The organism is Methylorubrum populi (assembly GCA_036946625.1).
Lineage (GTDB): Bacteria > Pseudomonadota > Alphaproteobacteria > Rhizobiales > Beijerinckiaceae > Methylobacterium > Methylobacterium populi_C.
This window is the reverse complement of record JAQIIU010000002.1, coordinates 1,470,001-1,494,122: the sequence shown is the minus strand read 5'-3', so window position 1 is coordinate 1,494,122 and position 24,122 is coordinate 1,470,001. Positions and strand designations below refer to the sequence as shown.

At 68.4% G+C, this 24,122-nt stretch carries 34 protein-coding genes and 1 pseudogene (1 of these 35 running past the window's edge); 30 read left to right on the top strand and 5 right to left on the bottom strand.

The annotated features are described in order from the left end of the window. From rpsS to PGN25_08920, 25 genes are all read left to right on the top strand, one after another. Positions 1 to 279, top strand: coding sequence for a 30S ribosomal protein S19 (gene rpsS / locus PGN25_09040; GenBank protein ID MEH3117721.1), 279 nt, complete (start codon positions 1 to 3; stop codon positions 277 to 279). Between the two features lies 1 nt (position 280). Further along, on the top strand, positions 281 to 664 hold the full coding sequence (gene rplV, locus PGN25_09035; protein MEH3117720.1) for a 50S ribosomal protein L22: 384 nt from the start codon (positions 281 to 283) through the stop codon (positions 662 to 664). A gap of 11 nt (positions 665 to 675) precedes the next feature. Beyond that, positions 676 to 1,422: a 30S ribosomal protein S3 gene (gene rpsC, locus PGN25_09030; protein ID MEH3117719.1), complete on the top strand. Its 747-nt coding sequence runs from the start codon at positions 676 to 678 to the stop codon at positions 1,420 to 1,422. 30 nt (positions 1,423 to 1,452) lie between these two features. Further along, positions 1,453 to 1,866 (top strand): 50S ribosomal protein L16, encoded by a 414-nt coding sequence (gene rplP / locus PGN25_09025; GenBank protein ID MEH3117718.1) that lies wholly within the window; start codon positions 1,453 to 1,455, stop codon positions 1,864 to 1,866. A gap of 12 nt (positions 1,867 to 1,878) precedes the next feature. After that, positions 1,879 to 2,094 (top strand): 50S ribosomal protein L29, encoded by a 216-nt coding sequence (gene rpmC, locus PGN25_09020; GenBank protein ID MEH3117717.1) that lies wholly within the window; start codon positions 1,879 to 1,881, stop codon positions 2,092 to 2,094. A gap of 11 nt (positions 2,095 to 2,105) precedes the next feature. Beyond that, on the top strand, positions 2,106 to 2,372 hold the full coding sequence (gene rpsQ, locus PGN25_09015) for a 30S ribosomal protein S17 (GenBank protein MEH3117716.1): 267 nt from the start codon (positions 2,106 to 2,108) through the stop codon (positions 2,370 to 2,372). Between the two features lie 423 nt (positions 2,373 to 2,795). Then, positions 2,796 to 3,164 (top strand): 50S ribosomal protein L14, encoded by a 369-nt coding sequence (rplN, locus tag PGN25_09010; GenBank protein ID MEH3117715.1) that lies wholly within the window; start codon positions 2,796 to 2,798, stop codon positions 3,162 to 3,164. Beyond that, positions 3,164 to 3,478 (top strand): 50S ribosomal protein L24, encoded by a 315-nt coding sequence (gene rplX, locus PGN25_09005; protein ID MEH3117714.1) that lies wholly within the window; start codon positions 3,164 to 3,166, stop codon positions 3,476 to 3,478. The genes rplN and rplX overlap by 1 nt, the downstream gene beginning before the upstream one ends. Next, positions 3,471 to 4,037: a 50S ribosomal protein L5 gene (gene rplE / locus PGN25_09000; protein ID MEH3117713.1), complete on the top strand. Its 567-nt coding sequence runs from the start codon at positions 3,471 to 3,473 to the stop codon at positions 4,035 to 4,037. Before rplX ends, rplE begins: the two co-directional genes overlap by 8 nt. A gap of 41 nt (positions 4,038 to 4,078) precedes the next feature. Further along, positions 4,079 to 4,384, top strand: a complete 306-nt coding sequence (rpsN, locus tag PGN25_08995; protein MEH3117712.1) for a 30S ribosomal protein S14 — start codon at positions 4,079 to 4,081, stop codon at positions 4,382 to 4,384. Between the two features lie 12 nt (positions 4,385 to 4,396). After that, on the top strand, positions 4,397 to 4,792 hold the full coding sequence (gene rpsH / locus PGN25_08990; GenBank protein MEH3117711.1) for a 30S ribosomal protein S8: 396 nt from the start codon (positions 4,397 to 4,399) through the stop codon (positions 4,790 to 4,792). Positions 4,793 to 4,809: 17 nt separating this feature from the next. Further along, on the top strand, positions 4,810 to 5,343 hold the full coding sequence (rplF, locus tag PGN25_08985; protein ID MEH3117710.1) for a 50S ribosomal protein L6: 534 nt from the start codon (positions 4,810 to 4,812) through the stop codon (positions 5,341 to 5,343). A gap of 11 nt (positions 5,344 to 5,354) precedes the next feature. Next, a complete protein-coding gene (gene rplR, locus PGN25_08980; protein MEH3117709.1) occupies positions 5,355 to 5,717 on the top strand; it encodes a 50S ribosomal protein L18 in 363 nt (120 codons plus the stop codon). Between the two features lie 187 nt (positions 5,718 to 5,904). Beyond that, complete coding sequence (gene rpsE, locus PGN25_08975; GenBank protein MEH3117708.1) at positions 5,905 to 6,483, top strand: 30S ribosomal protein S5; 579 nt, start codon at positions 5,905 to 5,907, stop codon at positions 6,481 to 6,483. Between the two features lie 12 nt (positions 6,484 to 6,495). Beyond that, a complete protein-coding gene (gene rpmD, locus PGN25_08970) occupies positions 6,496 to 6,690 on the top strand; it encodes a 50S ribosomal protein L30 (GenBank protein MEH3117707.1) in 195 nt (64 codons plus the stop codon). A gap of 13 nt (positions 6,691 to 6,703) precedes the next feature. Beyond that, positions 6,704 to 7,213 (top strand): 50S ribosomal protein L15, encoded by a 510-nt coding sequence (rplO, locus tag PGN25_08965; GenBank protein MEH3117706.1) that lies wholly within the window; start codon positions 6,704 to 6,706, stop codon positions 7,211 to 7,213. Positions 7,214 to 7,327: 114 nt separating this feature from the next. Continuing rightward, entirely contained in the window at positions 7,328 to 8,671 is a 1,344-nt protein-coding gene (gene secY, locus PGN25_08960) for a preprotein translocase subunit SecY (GenBank protein MEH3117705.1), read from the top strand. A gap of 145 nt (positions 8,672 to 8,816) precedes the next feature. Continuing rightward, on the top strand, positions 8,817 to 9,419 hold the full coding sequence (locus PGN25_08955; protein MEH3117704.1) for an adenylate kinase: 603 nt from the start codon (positions 8,817 to 8,819) through the stop codon (positions 9,417 to 9,419). Positions 9,420 to 9,831: 412 nt separating this feature from the next. Then, the gene (rpsM, locus tag PGN25_08950) at positions 9,832 to 10,200 is read left to right on the top strand and encodes a 30S ribosomal protein S13 (GenBank protein MEH3117703.1); all 369 of its coding nucleotides are present in this window, start codon (positions 9,832 to 9,834) and stop codon (positions 10,198 to 10,200) included. Positions 10,201 to 10,369: 169 nt separating this feature from the next. Next, positions 10,370 to 10,759 (top strand): 30S ribosomal protein S11, encoded by a 390-nt coding sequence (gene rpsK, locus PGN25_08945; protein ID MEH3117702.1) that lies wholly within the window; start codon positions 10,370 to 10,372, stop codon positions 10,757 to 10,759. A 35-nt stretch (positions 10,760 to 10,794) separates the two neighbouring features. Beyond that, positions 10,795 to 11,676: an MBL fold metallo-hydrolase gene (locus tag PGN25_08940; GenBank protein ID MEH3117701.1), complete on the top strand. Its 882-nt coding sequence runs from the start codon at positions 10,795 to 10,797 to the stop codon at positions 11,674 to 11,676. Positions 11,677 to 11,754: 78 nt separating this feature from the next. Further along, positions 11,755 to 12,792, top strand: coding sequence for a DNA-directed RNA polymerase subunit alpha (locus PGN25_08935; protein ID MEH3117700.1), 1,038 nt, complete (start codon positions 11,755 to 11,757; stop codon positions 12,790 to 12,792). A 225-nt stretch (positions 12,793 to 13,017) separates the two neighbouring features. Continuing rightward, on the top strand, positions 13,018 to 13,434 hold the full coding sequence (gene rplQ / locus PGN25_08930; protein MEH3117699.1) for a 50S ribosomal protein L17: 417 nt from the start codon (positions 13,018 to 13,020) through the stop codon (positions 13,432 to 13,434). Positions 13,435 to 13,723: 289 nt separating this feature from the next. Then, a complete protein-coding gene (locus tag PGN25_08925; GenBank protein MEH3117698.1) occupies positions 13,724 to 14,188 on the top strand; it encodes a MarR family transcriptional regulator in 465 nt (154 codons plus the stop codon). Positions 14,189 to 14,509: 321 nt separating this feature from the next. Then, on the top strand, positions 14,510 to 14,971 hold the full coding sequence (locus PGN25_08920; GenBank protein ID MEH3117697.1) for an NUDIX hydrolase: 462 nt from the start codon (positions 14,510 to 14,512) through the stop codon (positions 14,969 to 14,971). 3 nt (positions 14,972 to 14,974) lie between these two features. On the opposite strand, the gene PGN25_08915 is transcribed toward PGN25_08920, so the two are convergent. From PGN25_08915 to PGN25_08900, 4 genes are all read right to left on the bottom strand, one after another. Continuing rightward, entirely contained in the window at positions 14,975 to 15,913 is a 939-nt protein-coding gene (locus PGN25_08915) for an ATP-binding cassette domain-containing protein (protein MEH3117696.1), read from the bottom strand. Between the two features lie 16 nt (positions 15,914 to 15,929). Next, complete coding sequence (locus PGN25_08910) at positions 15,930 to 16,211, bottom strand: hypothetical protein (protein ID MEH3117695.1); 282 nt, start codon at positions 16,209 to 16,211, stop codon at positions 15,930 to 15,932. Positions 16,212 to 16,529: 318 nt separating this feature from the next. Next, positions 16,530 to 17,072, bottom strand: coding sequence for a thermonuclease family protein (locus PGN25_08905; GenBank protein ID MEH3117694.1), 543 nt, complete (start codon positions 17,070 to 17,072; stop codon positions 16,530 to 16,532). Between the two features lie 340 nt (positions 17,073 to 17,412). Continuing rightward, complete coding sequence (locus tag PGN25_08900) at positions 17,413 to 17,592, bottom strand: hypothetical protein (protein MEH3117693.1); 180 nt, start codon at positions 17,590 to 17,592, stop codon at positions 17,413 to 17,415. 280 nt (positions 17,593 to 17,872) lie between these two features. On the opposite strand from PGN25_08900, the gene PGN25_08895 reads away from it, so the two are divergent. The 5 genes and pseudogenes from PGN25_08895 (at position 17,873) to PGN25_08875 (ending at position 22,497) form a co-directional block, all read left to right on the top strand. Further along, positions 17,873 to 18,253 carry a hypothetical protein gene (locus PGN25_08895; GenBank protein MEH3117692.1) on the top strand — a complete coding sequence of 127 codons (381 nt, stop codon included), beginning with the start codon at positions 17,873 to 17,875 and terminating at the stop codon, positions 18,251 to 18,253. Positions 18,254 to 18,350: 97 nt separating this feature from the next. After that, positions 18,351 to 19,604, top strand: coding sequence for a diguanylate cyclase (locus PGN25_08890; protein MEH3117691.1), 1,254 nt, complete (start codon positions 18,351 to 18,353; stop codon positions 19,602 to 19,604). Positions 19,605 to 20,194: 590 nt separating this feature from the next. Continuing rightward, positions 20,195 to 20,320 (top strand): annotated as a pseudogene (locus tag PGN25_08885) (IS3 family transposase). 125 nt (positions 20,321 to 20,445) lie between these two features. Next, positions 20,446 to 20,703, top strand: coding sequence for a helix-turn-helix domain-containing protein (locus PGN25_08880; protein MEH3117690.1), 258 nt, complete (start codon positions 20,446 to 20,448; stop codon positions 20,701 to 20,703). A gap of 441 nt (positions 20,704 to 21,144) precedes the next feature. Then, entirely contained in the window at positions 21,145 to 22,497 is a 1,353-nt protein-coding gene (locus PGN25_08875) for a transposase (protein ID MEH3117689.1), read from the top strand. A 133-nt stretch (positions 22,498 to 22,630) separates the two neighbouring features. Here PGN25_08875 and PGN25_08870 read toward each other — a convergent pair whose 3' ends face one another. After that, positions 22,631 to 24,122, bottom strand: the 3' portion of a protein-coding gene (locus PGN25_08870; protein ID MEH3117688.1) for a M23 family metallopeptidase. It continues 611 nt past the right edge of the window; the window shows 1,492 of its 2,103 coding nt (coding positions 612–2,103); its start codon lies off the right edge, out of view — the gene reads right to left on this strand; its stop codon occupies positions 22,631 to 22,633.

The following is a 24,122-nucleotide window of genomic DNA, read 5'->3' as shown; positions in this document are numbered from 1 at the left end:
ATGGCACGTTCCCTCTGGAAAGGGCCGTTCGTCGACGGCTACCTCCTCAAGAAGGCCGACGCCGCCCGCGGCTCCAGCCGCAACGAGGTCGTCAAGATCTGGAGCCGCCGCTCCACGATCCTCCCGCAGTTCGTCGGCATCACCTTCGGTGTGCACAACGGACACAAGCATATCCCGGTCTACGTCACCGAGGAGATGGTCGGTCACAAGTTCGGCGAGTTCTCGCCGACCCGCACCTTCCCCGGTCACGCGGCCGACAAGAAGGCGAAGAGGCGCTGAGATGGGCAAGCCTGCCACCCCCCGCGCGCTCCCCGAGAACGAGGCGAAGGCCGTCGCGCGGATGCTCCGCGTGTCGCCCCAGAAGCTCAACCTCGTGGCGGCGCTGATTCGCGGCAAGAAGGTCGATACGGCCCTTGCCGACCTCGAATTCTCCCGCAAGCGCATCGCCCGCGATGTGAAGAAGTGCCTGGAGAGCGCGATCGCCAACGCCGAGAACAACCACGACCTCGACGTGGACGATCTCGTCGTGTCCCAGGCCTTCGTCGGCAAGGCGCTGGTGCTCAAGCGCTTCCACGCCCGTGCCCGCGGTCGCGGCGCGCGCATCCTGAAGCCCTTCTCGAACCTCACGATCGTGGTTCGCGAAGTGCGCGCTGAAGCGGCCTGAGGAGTTTACCCATGGGTCAGAAGATCAATCCGATCGGCCTGCGTCTCGGCATCAACCGGACCTGGGATTCCCGCTGGTTCGCCGAGAAGGGCGAGTATGCCAAGCTGATGCACGAGGACGTGGCGATCCGCGCCGCCCTCATGAAGCAGCTCAAGCAGGCCGCCGTCTCGAAGATCGTCATCGAGCGCCCGCACCGGAAGTGCCGCGTCACCATCCACTCGGGCCGTCCGGGCGTGGTGATCGGCAAGAAGGGTGCGGACATCGAGAAGCTGCGCAAGCTCGTCGGCACGATGACCAAGGCCGACGTGACGATCAACATCGTCGAGGTGCGCAAGCCCGAGGTCGATGCCACCCTGGTGGCAGAGTCGATCGCGCAGCAGCTCGAGCGCCGCGTCGCCTTCCGTCGCGCCATGAAGCGCGCCGTGCAGTCGGCCATGCGTCTCGGCGCCGAGGGCATCCGCATCAACTGCGCCGGCCGTCTCGGCGGCGCGGAGATCGCCCGCACCGAGTGGTACCGCGAGGGCCGCGTTCCGCTGCACACCCTGCGCGCGGACGTCGATTACGGCACCGCCACCGCCTTCACGACCTACGGGACGTGCGGCATCAAGGTCTGGGTGTTCAAGGGCGAGATCCTCGAACACGACCCGATGGCGCAGGACAAGAAGGCGCAGGAAGAGGGTGGCCGTTCCGGCGGGCGCCGCGAGCGTGACGGCGACGACCGGGGTGGCCGCGGCCGCCGCGAGCCGTCGCACGCCTGACGGTTCGAGCAGAGATCTTGAGAGGCTGCCATGCTGCAACCCAAGAAGACCAAGTTCCGTAAGCAGTTCAAGGGACGCATCCATGGCGCGGCCAAGGGCGGCTTCGAGCTGAACTTCGGCCAGTTCGGCCTCAAGTGCCTGGAGCCCGAGCGCATCACCGCGCGCCAGATCGAGGCGGCCCGCCGCGCGATCACCCGCGAGATGAAGCGTCAGGGCCGGGTCTGGATCCGGGTGTTCCCGGATCTCCCCGTCACCGCCAAGCCCACCGAGGTCCGCATGGGCTCCGGCAAGGGTGCCCCCGAGTATTGGGCGGCCCGCGTTCATCCGGGCCGGATCATGTTCGAGGTCGACGGCGTTGCCGAGGACATCGCCCGCGAGGCGCTTCGCCTCGGTGCCGCGAAGCTGCCGGTGCGCACCCGCGTCATCCAGCGCATCGCTGATTGATAGGAAGAGATCATGAAGTCCGAACAGAGACTGTCTGATCTGCGCGCTCTGTCGGCGGATCAGCTTTCCGACGAGCTCATCAACCTGAAGAAGGAGCAGTTCAACCTGCGCTTCCAGGGTGCGACGGGCCAGCTCGAAAACGTCGCCCGCGTCCGCGAGGTCCGCCGCGACATCGCCCGCGTGCGTACGCTGCAGCGTCAGAAGACGCTGGATGCGGCCAAGGCCTGAGGAGGTTCGACATGCCCAAGCGCGTCCTTCAAGGCGTCGTCGTCAGCGACAAGACCGACAAGACCATCGTCGTGAAGGTGGAGCGTCGCTTCACCCACCCGGTGATGAAGAAGACGGTCCGCCGTTCGAAGAACTACCATGCGCACGACGAGGCCAACACGGCCAAGGTCGGCCAGACGGTGTTCATCGAGGAGTCCCGTCCCTACTCCAAGACCAAGACCTGGAAGCTGGTCGAGGATCAGGCGGCCGCGGCCGAGGCGGCTGGCACGGCGGCCTGAGATCTTTTCCCGGCACGGGATGCGAAGCGGGCGCGGAGCGAGAGTTCCGCGCCCGCTTCGCTTGTTCGGACATGCGCCCGAGTTCTGGGTCAACCTTCAGCGCGACTACGACCTGCGGACGCTGGAGGCCGGAATGGCCGAGGCGTCGGCGGCGATCGAGCCCGTCGCAGCCTGACGGATCGGCCGTAAAATCACGCGCCTTGAGGCTTGCACGCAGGGCGCGTCCGTAGTATCGGGCACGCCTTCGCGACAGTCCTTGGGGTGTTCGCACCCCTTATCGTACGCGGTGACCGCGCCGGCGCTGAGACGTGCCGTTTGCGCGGTTCGTTACATCCGGGGACATCAGATCTCCATCAGGCGTCGTCCGCCGGGCAATACCGTCCGCGTGCGGAAACCCGCCTGAAACAAGGAAAGGTCACTTCCGTGATCCAGATGCAGACGAATCTGGACGTCGCCGACAATTCGGGTGCGCGCCGCGTGATGTGCATCAAGGTGCTCGGCGGGTCGAAGCGCAAGTATGCCGGCGTCGGCGACATCATCGTCGTCTCCGTCAAGGAGGCGATCCCGCGCGGCCGCGTGAAGAAGGGCGACGTCATGAAGGCGGTCGTCGTGCGCACCGCAAAGGACGTGAAGCGTGCCGACGGTTCGGTGATCCGCTTCGACAAGAACGCCGCCGTCCTGATCAACAATCAGAAGGAGCCGGTCGGCACCCGTATCTTCGGGCCGGTGCCGCGCGAGCTGCGCGCCCGCAACCACATGAAGATCATCTCGCTCGCTCCTGAGGTGCTGTGATGGCCGCCAAGATCAAGAAGGGCGACACGGTCGTCGTTCTCACTGGCCGCGACGCGGGTCGCTCCGGCGAGGTCGTGCAGGTCATGCCGAAGGACGGCAAGGCGTTCGTGCGCGGCGTCAACCTGGTCAAGAAGCACCAGAAGCAGACCCAGAACGCCGAGGGCGGGATCATCTCGAAGGAGGCTGCGATCCAGCTCTCCAACCTCGCGTTCCAGGACGCCAACGGCAAGCCGACCCGCGTGGGTTTCCGCATCCTCGAAGACGGCCGCAAGGTCCGCTTCGCCAAGACCACGGGGGATCAGATCGATGGCTGAGGCCGACAAGAACGCCTACGTCCCGCGTCTGCGCAAGCACTACGACGAGGTCGTCCGGCAGAAGCTGATCGAGCAGTTCGGGTACAAGAACCCGATGCAGGTTCCGCAGATCGAGAAGATCGTCATCAACATGGGCGTCGGCGAGTCCACCGCGGACTCGAAGAAGGCCTCCGTCGCGGCGGACGACCTCGCGCTCATCGCCGGCCAGAAGCCGGTCATCACCCGCGCCCGCAAGGCGATCGCGACCTTCAAGGTCCGCGAGGGCATGCCGATCGGCTGCAAGGTGACCCTGCGCAAGGCCCGCATGTACGAGTTCATGGACCGCCTGATCACGATCGCGCTGCCGCGCGTGCGCGACTTCCGCGGCCTGAACCCGCGCTCCTTCGACGGCCGCGGCAACTACGCCATGGGCCTCAAGGAGCACCTCGTGTTCCCGGAGATCTCCTACGACAAGGCGGAGCAGACCTGGGGCATGGACATCGTCGTCCAGACGAGCGCCACCACGGACGAAGAGGCCAAGGCTCTCCTCGCCCATTTCAAGTTCCCGTTCCGGCAGTAAGCGGCGGCAACGTCGCTTAGACGCGGACACTGGAGACAGACATGGCTAAGAAAAGCTCAGTCGAGAAGAACAACCACCGCAAGGAGCTGGTGAAGCGCTTCGCCGAGAAGCGCAAGGCCCTGCTTGCCATCGCCAACGACGAGTCCCGCGAGATGGAGGAGCGCTTCGAGGCGCGCCTGAAGCTCGCGGAACTGCCGCGCAACTCCTCGGCCACCCGCATCCGCAACCGCTGCGAGATGACCGGCCGTCCGCGGGCCTACTACCGCAAGCTCGGCATCTCGCGCGTCGCTCTGCGCGAGCTCGGCAACCGGGGCCTCATCCCCGGTCTCGTGAAGTCCAGTTGGTAAGGGGAGGCATCCATGGTGAACGATCCCGTGGGTGACATGCTCACCCGCATCCGCAACGGTCAGAGCCGTCGCCGCAACGTCGTCCAGACCCCCGGTTCGCGCCTGCGCGCCTCGGTTCTCGACGTTCTGAAGTCCGAGGGCTACATCCGCGACTACGCGGTGTCGGAGCTCGGCAACGGCCGCACCGAGTTCCAGATCGAACTCAAGTACTACGATGGTCGTCCGGTCATCCGGGAGATCAAGCGCGTGTCGAAGCCCGGCCGCCGCGTCTACTCGTCGGTTGGCGAGTTGCCGCGCGTCGCCGACGGCCTCGGCGTCACCATCATCTCGACCCCGCAGGGCGTCATGGCCGATCACGAGGCGCGCGAGCGCAACGTCGGCGGTGAAGTGCTCTGCAAGGTGTTCTGATCCGGAGGACCAGCGACATGTCTCGCGTAGGCAAGAAGCCCGTCCCCGTACCCGGCGGCGTCACCGCCACGGTCACGGGTCAGACGGTGAAGATGAAGGGCTCGAAGGGCGAACTCCAGTTCGTCGTCCCGCCCCAGGTCGTCGTGGAGTTCAAGGACGGCGCCGTCTCGGTGCAGCCCAAGGACCAGTCGAAGCAGGCCCGCTCCCTGTGGGGCACCTCGCGCGCCCAGGTGGCGAACCTCGTCGAGGGCGTCTCCAAGGGCTTCGAGAAGAAGCTCGAGATCACCGGCGTCGGCTACCGCGCCGCGATGGCCGGCAAGGCGCTCAAGCTCTCGCTCGGCTACAGCCACGACATCGAGTACGAGATCCCGGCCGGGATCACGATCACGACCCCGAAGCCCACGGAGATCGTGGTGGCGGGCATCGACCGGCAGCGCGTCGGTCAGGTCGCGGCGGAGATTCGCGAGTACCGCGGCCCCGAGCCCTACAAGGGCAAGGGCGTGAAGTACGCCGGCGAGTTCATCTTCCGCAAGGAAGGCAAGAAGAAGTAAGGGGGGCGATCATGTCGAACAAGAACGAAGCCCTCCTGCGCCGCAAGGCGCGGGTCCGTCGGGCCCTCCGAGCCTCCGCCAACGGCCGTCCGCGGCTGTCGGTGTTCCGCTCGTCCAAGCAGATCTACGTCCAGGTCATCGACGATGCCGCGGGCCGCACGCTCGCCGCCGCGTCCAGCCTCGACAAGGATCTCAAGGCCAGCCTCAAGACCGGCGCCGACAAGGCGGCGGCCGAGGCGGTGGGCAAGCTCGTCGCCGAGCGCGCCAAGGCCGCGGGCGTCACCAAGGTCGTCTTCGACCGCTCGGGCTACATCTTCCACGGCCGCGTCAAGGCTCTCGCCGACGCCGCCCGCGAGGGTGGCCTGGACTTCTAGAGCGCTCTCGCGCCGAAGTGGACACCGGTTCGGCGTGAGAGCGCGCGTTGCATCGAGAGCTTGGAGCCGCTCCCGATCGCAACGTGATCGGGAGCGGCTCCAAGCACGCTCTCCTCCCCTTGCGGGAGGGGAGATATCGAGCGAGCGGGTCTTCGGGCCCGCGCCAGTGAGATGAAGTGGAAAACAAATGGCACGTGAACGCGAGGGTCGTCGCCGCGACGACCGCGAGGAGCGCGACAGCGAGTTCGTGGACAAGCTCGTCCACATCAACCGCGTCGCCAAGGTGGTGAAGGGTGGCCGTCGTTTCGGCTTCGCGGCGCTCGTCGTCGTCGGCGACCAGAAGGGCCGCGTCGGCTTCGGCCACGGCAAGGCCCGTGAGGTGCCGGAGGCGATCCGCAAGGCGACCGAGGCCGCCAAGCGCGGCCTGATCCGGGTCAGCCTGCGCGAGGGCCGGACCCTGCATCACGACGTCAACGGCCGCCACGGCGCCGGCAAGGTGATTCTGCGCGCGGCCCCGCAGGGCACGGGCATCATCGCCGGCGGCCCGATGCGCGCCGTGTTCGAGACGCTCGGCATGCAGGACGTCGTCGCCAAGTCGCTCGGCTCGTCCAACCCCTACAACCTCGTGCGCGCCACCTTCGACGCGCTCAAGAACGAGGACAGCCCGCGCTCGGTCGCGGCCCGTCGCGGTCTCAAGGTGTCGGCCCTCCAGGCCCGTCGCCGTGACGCCGACCCGGCCGACACCTCCGAAGCGGCCGTCGCGTAAGGGGAGGGCGGCATGGCAACCAAGACTGTCCGCATCGAGCAGATCGGCTCGCCGATCCGCCGCGAGGCTTCCCAGCGCGCGACGCTGATCGGCCTCAAGCTGAACAAGCTGCACCGCGTTTCCGAGCTGGAGGACACTCCCTCGGTCCGCGGCATGATCCGCAAGGTCGCGCACCTCGTGCGCGTCCTCGACGACGCCGCGGCGTGAGGAGGGCTTACCCATGAAGCTCAACGAGATCCGCGACAACGAAGGGGCCACCAAGGCCCGCATGCGCGTCGGCCGGGGCATCGGCTCCGGCAAGGGCAAGACCGCGGGCCGCGGCGTGAAGGGTCAGAAGGCCCGCACCGGCGTGTCCATCAAGGGCTTCGAGGGCGGTCAGATGCCGCTGCATCGTCGCCTGCCCAAGCGCGGCTTCAACAACATCCACGCCCACGACCTGAACGAGGTGAACCTCGGTCGCGTCCAGCAGGCGGTGGATGCCGGCAGGCTCGACGCCAACGCGCCCGTGACGGTCGATGCCCTGGTCAAGGCCGGCATCATCGCCCGCGCCCGGGACGGCGTGAAGCTGCTCGGCGTCGGCGAGCTGACCGCCAGGCTCACCTTCGAGGTGACCCGCGCCTCCAAGTCGGCCGTCGAGGCCGTCGAGAAGGCCGGCGGTTCGGTGACCACCGTGTTCGCTGCCGGCGTCGCACACCGCGGCGCGGCTGAAGGCGCGGTTGCGTCGGCCTGAGCCCGCCATTAAGTCGAACGCCGAAGCGGCGGCCCGTGCTCGCACGCGGCCGCCGCTTCCGCTTTCAGGGACCGTTCGAAGCGCGTCCCGACGGCAATTCCTGGGATACGAGACATGGCCTCAGCCGCCGAGCAGCTTGCCGCCAACCTGAACTTCGGCGCCATCGCCAAGGCCGACGAGCTCAAGAAGCGCATCTGGTTCACCCTGGGCGCGCTCATCGTGTTCCGGCTCGGCACCTACATCCCGATTCCCGGCATCGATCCGGAGCAGTTCGCGCGCAACTTCCAGAACCAGGCCGGCGGCGTGCTCGGCATGTTCAACATGTTCTCGGGCGGGGCGGTCGAGCGCATGGCGGTCTTCGCGCTCAACATCATGCCCTACATCTCGGCCTCGATCATCGTTCAGCTCCTCACCTCGGTGGTGCCGAGCCTGGAGGCGCTGAAGAAGGAGGGCGAATCGGGCCGCAAGGTCATCAACCAGTACACCCGCTACCTCACGGTGGTGCTGGCGCTGGTCCAGTCCTGGGGCATCGCCTTCGGCCTCCAGGGCTCGAACGCGGTCATCAACCCGGGTCCGTTCTTCATCCTCTCGACCGTGATCACGCTGACCGGCGGCACGCTGTTCCTGATGTGGATCGGCGAGCAGATCACATCCCGCGGCATCGGCAACGGCTCCTCCCTGATCATCTTCGCAGGCATCGTCGCCCACCTGCCGGCCTCGATCTTCGGTGCGCTCGAACTGACCCGCACCGGCGCGCTCTCGCCCGCCATCCTGCTCGGCGCCGCGGTCGCGGCGGTCGCGCTGATCTACTTCATCGTGTTCATGGAGCGCGCCCAGCGCCGGCTCCTGATCAACTACCCGAAGCGCCAGGTCGGCAACCGCATGTACGAGGGCCAGTCCTCGTTCCTGCCGCTCAAGCTCAACACCTCGGGCGTGATCCCGCCGATCTTCGCCTCCTCGCTGCTGCTGCTGCCGACCACGGTGGCGAGCTTCTCGGCCAGCCAGGGCTCGACCGGCTTCCTCGGCACCCTGACGGCCTATCTCGGCCACGGGCGACCGCTCTACATGGTGGCCTACGCCGCGCTGATCATCTTCTTCACGTTCTTCTACACCGCGGTCGTCTTCAATCCGCAGGAGACCGCCGACAACCTGAAGAAGCAGGGCGGCTTCATTCCCGGCATCCGCCCCGGCGAGCGCACGGCGGCCTTCATCGACAAGGTGCTGACCCGCATCACGGTGATCGGTGCGGCCTACCTCACCTTCGTCTGCCTCGTGCCCGAGATCGTGGCGTCCTACACCTCGACCGCGCTCGGCTTCGGCGGCACCTCGCTCCTGATCGTGGTCTCGGTCACCATGGACACGGTGGCGCAGATCCACGGGCACCTGATGGCGCACCAGTACGAGGGGCTGGTGAAGAAGGCCAAGCTCCGGGGCGCCTCCACGACGCGGCGCCGCTGAACCGGCGCCTTCGCCAAAGGTTCGGTGGACGCGCGCGCCGGAATTGCGCATCAACTGAGATGTGACGATGGCGCGGCCTGGGACTGGCTGGCGCCGCCCATGAAGAACGAGCCCGGCGCCGGGCCTTTTAGGATGGGGAGACGTTATGCGGATCATTCTGCTCGGACCGCCGGGGGCGGGGAAGGGCACGCAGTCCGAGCGCATCGTGGAGCGCTATCGCATTCCGCAATTGTCGACGGGTGACATGCTGCGCGCGGCGGTCGCCGCCGGGACGCCGGTGGGTCTCGAAGCGAAGTCGATCATGGAGAGCGGCGGCCTCGTGCCGGACGCGGTCGTGGTCGGCATCGTCGCCGATCGCATCGAAGAAGCCGACGCCAGGAACGGCTTCATCCTCGACGGCTTCCCGCGCACGGTCGAGCAGGCCAAGGCTCTGGACGCGATGCTCGGTCAGAAGGGCATCGCCCTCGACGCGGTGGTGGAGTTCGTCGTCGACGAGAACGCACTCGTCGGCCGCATCGCCAAGCGCGCCGAGGAGACCGCGGCCAAGGGGCTTCCGGTGCGCAAGGACGATACGCCGGAGGTCTTCAAGGCCCGGCTCGAGGCCTACAAGACCCAGACCGCGCCGCTCTCCGATTACTATGCCGGCACCGGCCTGCTGAAGCGGCTCGACGGCATGAAGCCGATCGACGCGGTGACGGGCGAGGTCACCGGCCTGCTCGACGGTTTTCGCGCAACCGCGGCCTCCTGATCGGCCCTGCCGCCACTTTTCAGAAAGCCCGCCTCGTTCGAACGGGGCGGGCTTTGTTGTTGAGGCGATGAGCGCGATGCCGGATGGCTTCGGCTTCGCCTCGCAATGGACGGTGTGGGCCTGCCTCTCCGTCATGGCGAGCGAAGCGAAGCCATCCAGCGGCGCGCGGGTGCCCGGAGCAACCGCGTCCTTCCCCGCCGCCGATCCGGTCAACAGGGCGTTGACAAAGAGGCCGGCCCGCGCTAGGCGGGCCCCCTTCGTCCAAGCGGGATGTGGTCCGAGGGCGCCTCACGGAGGACGCTTGCGGGCCGATTTGTCGTTTCGGGCGAGCGCGCAGGGGCCGGCCTCCACCGGACGCGCGCTTATCCTTGTGTGACGGCGGGCCTGCGGCCCGCCCCATGGAGAGATCATCTTGGCCCGTATCGCAGGCGTCAACATCCCGACCGCCAAGCGCGTCGTCATCGCGCTCCAGTACATCCACGGCATCGGCCCGAAGAAGGCCGAGGAGATCACCGGGAAGGTCGGCATCCCGGCCGAGCGCCGCGTGAACCAGCTCACCGACGCCGAGGTGCTCCAGATCCGCGAGACCATCGACCGCGACTACATCGTCGAGGGCGACCTGCGTCGCGAAGTCTCGATGAACATCAAGCGCCTGATGGATCTCGGCTGCTACCGCGGCCTGCGTCACCGCAAGCAGCTCCCGGTCCGCGGCCAGCGCACCCACACCAACGCCCGCACCCGCAAGGGCAAGGCGAAGCCGATCGCCGGCAAGAAGAAGTAATTTCTTGGCATTGGAAGGCCGGCTTCGCTCGGCCTTCTTTCCGTCGCGCCGGGTGTCCCTCGGCGTGGGTGGTTGAACGGGGCGGATCTGCAAGGCAGCCGTGCCCAAGTGACAAAAGAATCCCGAGCGCCTGGAAGTACGGGCGTGACTGAAGGACGAAAGCGAAAAAATGGCCAAGGAACCGACCCGCGTCCGCCGCCGCGAACGCAAGAACATCGTCTCCGGCGTGGCGCACGTGAACGCCTCGTTCAACAACACGATGATCACCATCACCGACGCGCAGGGCAACACGATCTCGTGGTCGTCGGCCGGCGCGATGGGCTTCAAGGGTTCGCGCAAGTCGACCCCCTACGCCGCCCAGGTCGCCGCCGAGGATGCCGGCCGCAAGGCGTCCGAGCACGGCATGCGCACCCTCGAGGTCGAGGTGTCCGGTCCCGGTTCGGGCCGTGAGTCGGCCCTGCGCGCACTTCAGGCCGCCGGCTTCACCGTGACCTCGATCCGCGACGTCACCTCGATCCCGCACAACGGCTGCCGCCCGCGCAAGCGCCGTCGCGTCTGATCGGACGAACCGGAGCCCCTCGAACGGAGAAGCCCATGGCGGACGGATCGAAGCCCCTTCCCGGCGCGCTGCGTTGGAACCTCGGCGACCTCACGGTCACCGCGCTCAACGACGGCTGGTTTCAGGGCTCTCTCGATCTCGTCACGGGCATCTCCAAGGAGGAGGCCGGCGCGCTCCAGCGTGCGGGCTTCCGCCCCGAGGCGCCGGTCGTCACGCTGAACGCCTTCCTCGTCACCGGCGCCGGCCGCAAGCCGGTGCTGATCGATTCGGGCTACGGCCATTTCGGCCCCGCCACCATGGGCCAGGTGCCCGCGGCCCTCGCCCTGGCCGGCGTCAAGCCGGAAGAGATCGAAACCGTGCTCCTCACCCACCTTCATCCCGACCATGCGGGCGGGCTGGTGAAGCCGGATGGCGGCGCGGCCTTTCCGAACGCGGAGCTCGTGGTGCATGCCACGGAAGCCGCGCACTGGCTTCCCGACGAGGCGCTCTCCCGGGCGCCGGACGAGGCGAAGCCGTATTTCGAGAACGCCCGCAAGGCGGTCGCACCCTACGGTGCGCGGCTGCGCAGGCACGAGGGCGGCGAACTGGTGCCCGGCATCACCGCCGTCCCGCTGCCCGGTCACACGCCGGGCCATTGCGGCATGCGGATCGTGTCGGGGGACAAGTCCCTGCTGATGTGGACCGACGTGGTGCATATGCCGGCGATCCAGTTCAAGCAGCCGGAGGCGGGCGTCGCCTTCGACGTGGACGGGGATCGGGCGCGGGCCACCCGCAAGCGCGTGCTCGACGAGGTGGCGACGGAGAAGACCTTCATCGCCGGCTCGCACCTGGAGTTCCCGGCGCTCGGGTCCGTGGCTCGCGACGGCGCGGGCTACAGCTTCGTCCCCGCCCTCTGGGTGGCCGGCGAACAGCCGTGATTTTTGGGACCGGTCCGGGCGCTTTCGCAGCGCTCAAGGGCCGGCCGAAGCGCTGTCCGGGACGCCGGCGGCGCGGGTTTGGCAAGAGGTAGGACCGTGGTCATTCAGAAGAACTGGCAAGAGCTCATCAAGCCGAACAAGCTGCAGGTGTCCGCCGGCGACGATCCCAAGCGGGTCGCCACCGTCGTCGCCGAGCCGCTGGAGCGCGGCTTCGGCACGACGCTCGGCAACTCCTTGCGCCGCGTGCTGCTCTCCTCGCTTCAGGGCGCCGCGGTCACCTCGGTGCAGATCGACGGCGTGCTGCACGAGTTCTCCTCGATCCCCGGCGTGCGCGAGGACGTCACCGACATCGTCCTCAACATCAAGACCATCGCGCTGCGCTCGCAGACCGACACGCCGAAGCGCATGACCCTGCGCAAGACCGGCCCCGGCCTCGTCACGGCCGGCGACATCGGCGCCGTCGGCGACATCCAGATCCTGAATCCCGATCTCGTGATCTGCACCCTCGACGACGGGGCCGAGATCCGCATGGAGTTCACGGTCGCCACCGGCAAGGGCTACGTCCCGGCCGAGCGCAACCGCCCCGAGGACGCGCCGATCGGCCTGATCCCGGTCGACGCGCTCTACTCGCCGGTGACCAAGGTCAGCTACCGCGTCGAGACCACCCGCGAGGGCCAGGATCTCGACAAGGACAAGCTGACCATGACGGTCGAGACCAACGGCGCGGTGTCGCCGGAGGATGCGCTGGCCTACGCCGCCCGCATCATCCAGGACCAGCTCCAGGTCTTCGTGAACTTCGAGGAGCCCCGCAAGGAGGAGGCCGCGCCGCTCGCGCCGCAGCTCCCCTTCAACCCGGCCCTGCTCAAGAAGGTGGACGAGCTCGAACTGTCGGTCCGTTCGGCGAACTGCCTGAAGAACGACAACATCGTCTATATCGGCGACCTGATCCAGAAGTCGGAGGGCGAGATGCTGCGCACCCCGAATTTCGGCCGCAAGTCGCTCAACGAGATCAAGGAAGTGCTCGCCGGCATGGGCCTGCACCTCGGCATGGACGTTCCCGGCTGGCCGCCGGAGAACATCGAGGATCTCGCCAAGCGCTTCGAGGAGCATTACTGAGAGGCGAAGCCGCCTCGGGCTTGATTGGGCGGCGCTGCACGGCGCCGCTTGTTTGGCCGATCCGATCCGGCGCCTGAAGGGCCGGCTCGAACTCCCGCCCCAGCGAAGCCGGGGGCACTCCAAAAGGAATCCCGCCGCTGGGTTACGCGGAAACGAAGAGCCGCAACGCGCGGCACCGGTCGGCCCTTGGCACGGCGGCCGCAGGACAAAGGAAAGGGCCAAAACATGCGTCACGCCTATCGCGGCCGCCGCTTCAACCGCACCGCCGAGCATCGCAAGGCGATGTTCGCCAACATGTCCGCCGCGCTGATCAAGCACGAGCAGATCGTCACCACCCTGCCGAAGGCCAAGGATCTGCGTCCGGTCGTCGAGAAACTGATCTCGCTCGGCCGCACCGACAGCGTCCATGCCCGCCGCCTCGCCATGGCCCAGATCCGCGACGCGGACATGGTCAGGAAGCTCTTCACGGTGCTGGGCCCGCGCTACCAGTCGCGGCCGGGCGGCTATTGCCGCATCATGAAGGCGGGCTTCCGCTACGGCGACAACGCCCCCCTCGCCGTGATCGAGTTCGTGGACCGCGACGTCGACGCCCGCGGCAAGGATTCCGGCCCGACCTCGGTCGAGACCGCCGACGCCGCCTGAGGCGGTTCCCGCCGCGGTGTGCGGCGAGCATGACAATCGACCGATCGACGCAAGAGGCGGCCGTGAGGCCGCCTTTTTGCTTTGCAGCAATGAGTGTAGGAACGGAACGCGGAACCGCTGGTGGCGAAAGCGCGGGGATAACCGGCACTGGGACAATTGTGCATATGTCTCGCCGTCTTTCATCCGTTATCGTGCCCGGGCGCGGCGGGGTGGGGATCGCCGGATGCACGCGCCCGGTTTTCTGGCGTGGCCGGCCGGAAGGCGTTGTCGAACGGCAGGATTTTGAACCGTGAATGCTCCCAATGAGACAGCCGAGGTGCTGAAGGACCCCCTGCTGCTCGACAATCAGCTCTGCTACGCGCTCTACGCCGCCGCCCACCGGATGACGAAATCCTATCGGCCGATGCTGGAGCGGATGGGGCTGACCTACCCGCAATATCTCGTCCTGCTGGTGCTGTGGGAGGCCGACGGCATCACCGTCTCCGAGATCGGCCGGCGCCTGCGCCTCGACTCCGGCACGCTGACGCCGGTCCTCAAGCGGCTGGAGACGGGCGGCCTGCTGAACCGCAGCCGCCGCCAGTCCGACGAGCGCGAGGTCGAGATTTCCCTGACCGATCAGGGCCGCGCCCTGCGGGCCGAGGCTGTTGCGGTGCGCCAGTCCGTGATGTGCCAGCTCAACATGTCCGAGCCCGAGATCCAGGCGATGCGAGCCGATCTCAACGCTCTGATCGAGAACCTCTGCGCGGCGGGCTGAAGTTCGTTTGCCGGTTAAATTCCGATTGAGGACCGGTCTGCGGTTCCGCTAGAGCATCGTCCCGAAGGTGGTTGCCGGCTTTCGGGAAAAGACGATGCGAAATCAGGAATCGAGAGCATCGTCCCGGAGCCGGTATCCGGGACGATGCTCCGGCGAATTCCCTCGCCCGGCGCCGGCATGCGGCGGCAGCCTCGGTCACGGCGACGGGCTTTCCCGTCATCCAGCCTTCAAGGAACTCTGTCCCCGTCCTCGCTCGCGCGGGATCGTCCCGGCGGCAGGAGCTGCGCGCGAACTGCACCGGCCGCGGGGCGTTTCAGCAGGATGACGGCCGGGCCGATCGAGATCAGCCGCGAAGCGCGGCCCCAGGTCGGCGTGCTGCCGATGCGCCGGACGCCGGAGGGCGGCACGGAGATCCTGCTCGTCACCTCGCGCGAGACGCGGCGCTGGGTCATCCCGAAGGGTTGGCCGATGAAGGGGCGCAAGCCCTACGAGGCAGCCGCGCGCGAGGCCTATGAGGAGGCCGGCATCGTCGGCCATGTCGGCAAGCGCCCCCTTGGCTTCTATCTCTACGAGAAGCGCCTGAAGAACCGCGACGCGGTGCTCTGCCAAGTGAAGGTCTTCCCGCTGGAAGTGCGCAAGCAGCTCAAGAAGTTTCCCGAACGCGGGCAGCGGGAGGCGCGCTGGTTCTCGCCCTCGGCGGCGGCGGAAGTCGTGATCGAGGCGGGGCTCGCCGGCCTGATCCGCGCGGCGGGCAACCGGGATCCGAAAAAGACCAAGGGCTGAGGTTCATTTCGCGTTCGGCAGGGTCCGCGCGGCTGCCCGCACGCTGTCGAGCGAGAGCATGCCGTGCCCCACGGCGAGGTGACCGGCGCCGGTCGCGAGCATCCGGTCGAGCGCCTCCTGCAGGCTGGCCTCCTGCGCGATCCTGGGGGCCGAAGCGTCCGGTGTGCCGGCCTGCGCGAAGTCGCCCGCCCGCAGCCGCTCCAGGCGCCGCAGGGTGCGGGTCTCGCCGAGGAAATCCGCGGTGAAGGCGTCGGCCGGTGCCGCGAGCAGCCGATCGGGCGCGCCGGCCTGGACGAGGCGGCCGTCGCGCATCAGCGCGACCTGATCGCCCATCCGCAGCGCCTCGCCGATGTCGTGGGTGACGAGGATCACCGTCTTGCGCAGGTCGCGCAGGATGGCGCCGATCTCGACCTGCAGCCTGCCGCGTGCGACCGGATCGACGGCGCCGAACGGCTCGTCCATCAGCAGCACGTCCGGGTCGGCGGCCAAGGCGCGAGCCACGCCGACCCGCTGGCGCTGACCGCCCGAGAGCGCGTCGGGGCGCCGGTCGCGGAAGCGGGTGGGATCGAGCCCGACGAGGTCGAGCATCGCCTCGACCCGCGCGGCGACACGGGCGCGGGGCCAGCCGAGCAGGTCCGGCACGGTCGCCACGTTCTGCGCGACGCTGCGATGGGGAAACAGACCGACGCCCTGGAGCACGTAGCCAATGCCGCGCCGCAGGGCGATCGGGTCGGTGACGGCGAGGTCGCGCCCGCCGAGAAGGATGCGGCCCGCCTCCGGCTCGATGAGGCGGTTGACCATGCGCAGGGTCGTGGACTTGCCGCAGCCCGAGGGGCCGATCAGGGCACAGGTCGTGCCCTCCGCGACGGTGAGGTCGAGCGCGTCGACCGCCGGGCGGTCGGAGCCGGAAAAGCGCTTCGTGACGCCCTCGAACCGGATCATGCCGGGGCCCAGCGGTTCAGCAGCCCTTGCAGATCGAGCCCATGGTCCGGTTCATCTTGGCATCCCAGGCCTTGTCGCGCTCCTGCGCCGCGCGCTGGGCCTTGAGCATCTGCTCCTGGGAGGTCGGCGTGATCTGGCCCTGCGGCGGGCCCAGGGCCGGCGGCATGGTCTGGCCGGTCGAACTGATGGTGCGGCCGGTCGGCGAGATCCGCTGCTCGCCCGCGCTCTGCGCGAAAGCGGGAAGGGCTGTCAGCAGGCCCGGGAGCAGCAGGGCGGAGACGGCGATCGAACGACGCATGGCTTCTCAATCACTCCCTGGCGCATCTCCGGACCGGACCCTGCGGTCGGGGGCGGCGGGAACGGACTGCCCTTCGCATCGCGGGTGATCGTCTAGGTGACACCGGACCGGGCCGACCGCAAGCAGTGGCGCGACGTCCCACGAGCGGGCCGCGTGCCGATGCGCACCATCCCAGCCCGTCGAGGACGCCCCGAGCCGAAGGCTCGCAAGCCCGACCGGGCGCCCGCGCTCGGGCGCGGCACCCAAGGCGGCGGCCGCCGCCGGAGGCACAACCGGCGCCCGCGAAAGTCGGCACCGTCGTCGGCGCCTGCGCCGCTCTCAGTGTGTCTCGGGTTGGGCGTCGGCCACTGCGTTCGACCGCGTGTAGCTCGTCCGCGGCCGGCCGGTGGGATCCTCGAACGAGCCGGCCCAGAGGCCGAGGCGCTTGCCCCAGGCGACGGTCTCGGCGCCGACATAGGCCGCCTTCTCGCCCCGCTCGGCCATGGCGAGACCCTTCTCGGCCATCCAGGCGCTCAGATCCTCCTTGTCCCGGTGGCAGACGGCGAGGGCGCGCCCGTAGGCATCCGCGCCGCGGATCTGGCAGGTGACCGTGGCGTCCTTCAGGTGGGCGGCCAGCGCCTTGGCCGAGTGGACGCCGCAGGCGTAGCTCTGGCTCCTGGCGTTCAGGCAGGTCTGCTTGAGGCCCGGTGCCGCGACCCCGGAGAGGCCCACCACCCGTCCGCCCACGACCAGCGTGTCGCCGGAGAGCACCTTCGCATGCCCGCTCACGCTTTCGCCGGCCCGGGCGGGCGTGCCGGAGAGGCCGATCCCGGCCGCAGCGAGGGCGACGACGCCGAGTTCGAGCAATCCCGTTCGTCTCATCGAAACACCATGCATTTCCGACGCGCTTCCGCGGCAACGTCGGCAGTGAGGTTCGCGTGTCCGTTCCGCACGTACCGCCGCCGCGCCGCTCGGCCCTCCCTTTCGGGGACCGACGGGGGAAGCATCCGCCGAAATGCTAAAGCAGGTGTTATGCCCTTTTCGTGGCCGAGGGCATGCCGCGTGCTCATGCCGGTGTTGCACATCCGGCCACGAGCCGCGTTCGTCGGCGTCGACTCAGATGCGTCGTCTTGCCGCCCGCGAAGCCGGATCGCGGGTGCGGCCCCCTGTCACGGCCTCGGGTCGGCCCGATCCTCCGCGTCGCCGGTCGGTCCGCTGCGGCTCATTCGGCGGCGAACACGCGGGAAGAGGCCGCCAGGGCCGCCGTCCGCGGCACGAAGGAAACGACGAGGCCGCCATCGCGTTCGCCCATCTCGCTCGCGAGTCCGTCACGGCGTCCGGGCGGCAGGGAGATCCAGCGCACGACGCGCCCGCTGCCGCCCTGCGCGAAATGCCGGTTCAAGCGCCGACGGGCCCAGGACGGCAAACGCTCGAAATCAATCATGTCATCAACCGATACTGAATTCGCCGCTCTCAGTGAGCTATGTGCAAATCTTCGGCAAGTGTGGAGGCAATGAGGCGCAATAAGGGGCGATGCATGGCAGGAGTGGGCGGGCCAGCGCGGACCCGTCCCGCGAGCGGCTTGTGGAGGCCCGGGACCCTGATCGGCCAGCCGCCGATCCGTCTGGGGGACGGATGGCTTTGAGGGTATCGTCTTCGGCTCTTTCGAAAGGATGGCGTGTATGGCGGTGAGCCTGGCAGATCTCGTCCGTGGAGCCGCCGCGCAGGCACGGCGGCTCGCCGCCGCCTTTCCCGGAGCCGCCCGGGCTGACGACTTTCCCTGGGCGGTGATCGCCGCCTTCGATGCGGATGTGCGGGGCCATGTCGAACGGGACCGGCGCATCGAGGACGGGCGCGACCGCGTGCTGACCGCCGCCGTCACCCTGGCCGAGATGCCGGGCGAAGCGGAGGCGGACGAGGTGGACCGGGCGCGCCGTCACCTCGTCCGGGCGATCGATTACCTGGAGGAAGCGGTCCTGCGCTTCGGGATCGTCAACCGGGCGGCGGCCCGGCGCGGCTGCGGAGAGGCCGGCGATCCGGTCTCGGCACCGCACGGACGCTGACGCCTGCGGCTGCGCTTTCAGGTTGACATTCCGTATTGAGAAGGGACGGCCTGCTACGCTAACGTTGCAGCCAGCAGAGGCCCGACTTGAAGCACCGATGCCATCGCCTATCGAAGCCGGCCTGAGCCGCCCCTGGTATCAGCTCAGGCTGCCGGATGCGCTCGAAGCGCAGTTCCGCGCCGACACGGCTCGGCAGAGCGGCTTCTACGTACGCTCCTGGCTCGCCGTCTTCACCCTGTTCAACGTCCTCTCGCTCGTCATGGATCGCGACGTGTTCGGCCCCCAGGGCTTCGCGGTGCCGCTGGCGATGACTCTGGGCGTCTTCTGCCCGGTCGCCCTGGCCGCGATCGTCTCCCTGCGCGGGCGGCCATCGACGGTCCGCATCTCCGCCGCCGCGCTCGCCACCGTCCTCGTGGACATCGCCGTCGTCCTCAACAGCGCCCGGCTCGCGCCGGCCCCGCACGCGGACGTCTACGTCATCATCGCCACCATCGTTCCGCTGGTGGTGGGCCTGATCGCACCCCTGCCGTTCCGGCACAGCCTGTGGTTCTGCGGGGCCTCGCTCGCGCTCTATACCGGCCTCGTCGTCGGATTCGGCCTGGGCGGCCCGGAGCGCAGCGGCCTGCCCCTGCTGGTCGCCGGGCTGATCCTGGTGCCGCTGAAGCTCAGCTATTCCCGGGAGTGGGAGGCGCGAAAGACCTTCCTCATCGGGCTGCGGGTCAAACTCCAGGCCGAGGCGCTCGCCCGCGCCAATGCGCGCCTCACCATCCTCTCGGAGACCGACTCGCTCACCGCGCTCTCCAATCGCCGTCACTTCTCCGAGCGGCTGGAGGAGGCGTGGCGCTTGGCCGCGCAGGAGGATGCGTGGCTCGGCGTGATCCTCATCGACATCGATCACTTCAAGCTCCTGAACGACGCGGCCGGCCACGCCGAGGGCGACCGCTGCCTCGTCACGGTCGCGGCGGCACTCCAGGCCTCCGTCGAGGTCTGGGGCGGGCTGGCGGCGCGCTACGGCGGCGAGGAGTTCGTGGTTCTGCTGCCGGAGACGGACCAGCCGACGGTGCGTGCGGCGGGGGAAGCGCTTCGCGCGGCGGTCGCCGATCTCGCGATCCGCCATCCCGGTCGGCCCGCCGGAACGACCGTGACCGTCAGCGTCGGCGTCACCGCCGCCCGCGGCCGGACGCAGGAACTCGGCATCCAGGCACGCGATCTGCTGAGGGCCGCCGACTTCGCCCTCTACGCCGCCAAGAACGAGGGCCGGGATCGGGTCGAGAGCTTCATGCCCGCCGCGAATGCGAACCGGCTGCCCGCCGATGCGGGGCCGGTGCAATCGGCCAGGCCCTCCGTCTGAGCGGGTCCAGCTTGCCGACGGGCCGAGCGGGCGACCTGCCGAACGACGGACCGGACAAACGCACGCTGCCGCGTCTTCCCGTCCGGGGCGGCCGTCCTGGTCGCGAGACGGAGCGACCGGCGGATGCTCTCGATGAGGAACGCCGGGCCGGCTCGCGGGAGACCGGGCGGGCGGCCCGACCGCGCCGCCTTCGAGCGCTGACCGCGGGCCTCGCCGCGCCCGGCCCGGGCTTCTGGGCGCTCGTCGGCGTTCTCCCCGGCCTCGACATCCTCTGGCTCGCGGCGGCCGGGATCGGCGTGGCTCGGCGCGGTGGCGGGGCTGCTCGCGCTCGCGTGCGTTCCCGGTGCCGTGAAGCCGGAGCCGAAGCTGCGGGCCATGGCGCTGTCGAGCGCCTATCTCGCCGCCTTCACCACCGCGGCGGCGGTGCTTCACGTTCTCGTCGCCACGCTGGCGAGGCCGCTCGTCGATCCGTCCCTCGCGCGGCTCGAAGCGAGTCAACGCGGCGGTCATCGTCGCGACGCTCGGCGCGGGCGGCCATTACCTGTCGGACGTATTGGCCGGGACGTCGATGGGGGTGGTGTTGGTGGCCTCGCTCGGACGCCGCGCCGATGGTCGAGATCCGACGCGTGTTCGAGGAAAACTTCCACGTCTGCGGCGTGCGCAAGGTCTGGCGACAGCTCGGCCGGGAAGGCATCTGGAGCAGACGATCTGTATCCATCTTCTGAACGAATGGGCCGCGCGGGCCGGTCTGGACCTGGAGAAGCCTCAAAGCACCGTGGCGCCGCGCTACGTCGTGGCGGCCGAGCGCTTCATGACCGAGCATGCCTTGCAGTTGCCGACCATGACAGACGTCGCCCGGGCCACCGGGATAAGCCTGCGCACGCTAACCGAGGCGTTCCGGCGATTTCGCGGCTATACACCGAGTGCTTATCTGCGCGACCAACGTCTCCAAGGTGTGCGCCGCGACCTGATTGCAGCGGGGCAGGGACAGACCGTCGCATCGATCGCCAACATTTGGGGTTTTATCAATCTCGGAGATTTTGAAAGCGTTTACAGGAGAAGATTTGGAGAAATTCCATCTGAAACAAAGAGACTTTAGCGAACGGAAATAAATCGGAAATTTAATTTTTTATTCTTGATCGCAGGGTTTGATATTTAATCCAAGTGCCTTCGTAATGTCATTGTTTTATCGATCAAACTGAATGTCACGGTCGAGCGACTGAGAGCCTGTTTGACTGCAGTGCTCCCATCTCGCCCCTCATCCTGAGGTGCCGCGTGAGCGGCCTCGAAGGATGCTCCAGGAATCGCGCGGGATCTGGAGCACCCTTCGAGGCCTCCGCTGCGCTCCGGCACCTCAGGATGAGGGTAGGGATGGGAGTAGGACCTTCCTCTCGCCTTGCCGTTGCCTGACGAAGACACGTCGGCCGGTCAAACAGGCTCTCAGCTCGACTTTGGCCAATCGGACGGGTGATCGAGGGTGTGAGGTGACGAAGCGGGCGTGACGGATAGGCTGGTGGCGTCCCCGCCAAGAGACACCGCCATGCTCCCCCTGCCCACCCGCTTCGCCGAGATCATCCTGGCGTTCGCACCGCTGTTCGTCCACCGCTCGTGGCGACACGCCCAGAACCTGCTGGTCGGCGCGATCCTCACGCCGGGGCAGCGCACGGTGACAAGCGTCCTGCGCATCATCGGCCGCGCGCAGGAGCGGCGGTTTGTGAACGTCCACCGCATCCTCAGCCGGGCGGCGTGGTGCCCGCGCTCCGGCAGCCGTATCCTGCTCGGGCTCCTCGTCGATGCGTTTGCGCAACGTGGCCCCGTGGTCCTGGGACTGGACGATACGATCGAGCGCCGCCGCGGCAAGCGGATCGCCGCCAAGGGCATCTACCGTGATCCGGTTCGCTCCTCCGACAGCCACTTCGTCAAGGCGAGCGGGCTGCGTTGGATGAGCCTGATGGTGCTCGCCCCGATCCCCTGGGCGGGGCGCGTCTGGGCGTTGCCGTTTCTGACCGCGCTGGTGCCGTCAGAGCGCGCCTGTCGCGAACGGAGCCGTCGGCACAAGCCGTTGCTCGATGTCGGACGCCAACTTGCCCTCCAGGCCCGACGCTGGCTGCCGGGGCGCGACCTCGTCGTGGTGGGCGACAGCGGCTTCTCGGCCTTGCTGTTCCTCGACGCGATGCGCCGCGCTCGCATCACGGCGATCACCCGCCTGCGGCTGGATGCTGCTCTCTACGATCCCGCCCCGCCGCGCCCGCCCGGCACGATCGGGCGCCCGCGGACCAAAGGCGCGCGGCTGCCGACGCTCACTGCGATCCTCGCGGCGGAGGACACGCGCTGGCACGCGGTCGTGGTGCCCGGCTGGTATGGGGCAGGCGAGCGCACGATCGAGATCGCCTCGGACACCGCGGTGTGGCGGCACGGTGGCTTGCCCGTCGTACCGATCCGTTGGGTCCTCATCCGCGATCCCGAGGCGCGCTTCCCGCCCCAGGCCCTGCTCTGCACTGATCCGACGCGCGAGCCCGCACAGATCGTAGGGTGGTTCGTGCGGCGCTGGACCATCGAGGTCACTTTCCAGGAAGCGCGTGCCCATCTTGGGGTCGAGACGCAGCGGCAGTGGTCCGATACGGCGATTGCCCGCACCACACCCTGCCTGCTCGCCCTGTTCTCGATCGTCACACTGCTGGCCGCACGCCTCTCGGCTCGCCAACGCCAACGCGTCGCGACGGCCGCGTGGTACTCCAAACCGCGCCCGACCTTCGCCGACGCTCTGGCCGCCGTGCGCTGTGCGATCTGGCGCGAGCGGACTTTGGCAACATCACTGCGCCGACGCGCCCGAACAAAACCCCGCTTCCGTTTGCCAGCGCCCTGGGCCTATGCGCTCTGCCACGCCGCATGAATGGCCAAAGTCGAGCTCAGAGCGCCTAACAAAACGCTGTCTGGGGCGTTGGAGAGGATGGCCAAACCGATCCTTCCCGACGCTCTGGCAGGAGATCGCTCCGCTTCTTCCCGCCGCCTGGGAGGCAGGTCTCTCATCGCATCGCGTCGCGCTGCGCCATCGCCGTGGCGGTCTTCGACTTCTGCATCGTCGCCTCGATCTGCTCGCGCTGGCGCTTGAACTCGGCGAGCAGCCGCCCGTCCAACTCGCGCCCGCGGGGCACGCGGATCTTCATCGGGTCGACGAAATGGCCGTTGATGATCACCTCGTAGTGCAGGTGCGCGCCGGTGGAGAGGCCGGTCGAGCCGACATAGCCGATCACCTGTCCCTGCCGCACCCGGACGCCGGCGGTGACCCCGCGGGCGAAACGGGACATGTGGTTGTAGGTCGTGACGTAGCCGTTGATGTGCTGGATCTCGACCCGCCGCCCGTAGCCGGAATCCCATTCCGCCTTGATGACCGTGCCGTTGCCGGCCGCCATGATCGGCGTGCCGATCGGGTTGGCCCAGTCGACGCCGGTGTGGAGCTTGGCATAGCCGAGGATCGGGTGGCGCCGATAGCCGAAGCCGGAGCGCATGATGCCGTCGGCGATCGGCTTGCGGATCAGAAACTTCTTCAGCGAGCGGCCCTGATCGTCGAGATAATCGATCGATCCGTCGTCCGGCGATTGGAAGCGGTAGACCTTGCGCCACTCGCCGCCGAGGTTGAGCGCGGCGTAGAGCAGTTCCGGCCGCTCGGCGGCGGCGGGGCCGGCCTCCTCGTCATAGGTGTAGAACAGGTCGATCCCGTCGCCCGCCGAGATGCGGCGCTGGAAGTCGAGGTCGTAGCTGAAGATCCGGACGATATCCTCGATCGTCGCGCGGGGCATCTCGTGGCGCGCGCCGGTCTCGTAGAGGCTCTGGTAGAGCCGCGGGCCGCTGCCCTGGTCCTCGTCGTCCTCGCCGTCCGGCGCATCGGCCTGGGTCTGCTCCCGCCCGCGGCCGCGCGACTCGTCCACCGGCGGCGCCACGGACACGAAGCTGCCGTGGTCGTTGATCGCCGCGATCGCCTGGACCCCGCTCTCGCCGAACAGCACCACCCGGGTCACCTGCCGCCCGTCGCCGGGCTTCGGGCCGGGCGCGATCTGCACCCGGAACTGCTGGCCCTCCGACAGGGCCGTCACCTTGGTCTTGCCGCCGAGCGCAGCCACGATGCCCGCGAGGGCGGCATCGGACGCCTGTCCCGTGGCCTTCAGCAAACCCTCGAGCGTCTCGCCGCGCTTGAGCGCGAGGTCACGCTCCTCGACGAGCGGAGCCTCGCCGGAGCGCAACTCCACCTTGGCGAGCTTCGTCACGTTCTCGGGGACGACGAGCACCTCGATCGACTTGAACGGGCTGTTGTCCTCGCCGAGCTTGCCCTTTCCGGTTCCGCCGTCGCTCCCGCCGCCGAAGCCGGTGAAGGCCGAGCCTTGCTGCAGGGTGCGCGAGAGCAGGATCTGCGGCGCGAGGGGGAGGGCGGTGCGGCGGCCGGCCTCCGCCGCGAGGCGCCGCTCCTCCTCGACCTGGGCCGTCACGTCGTCGTCCGACAGCGCCGGGGTGCCCGGTTCG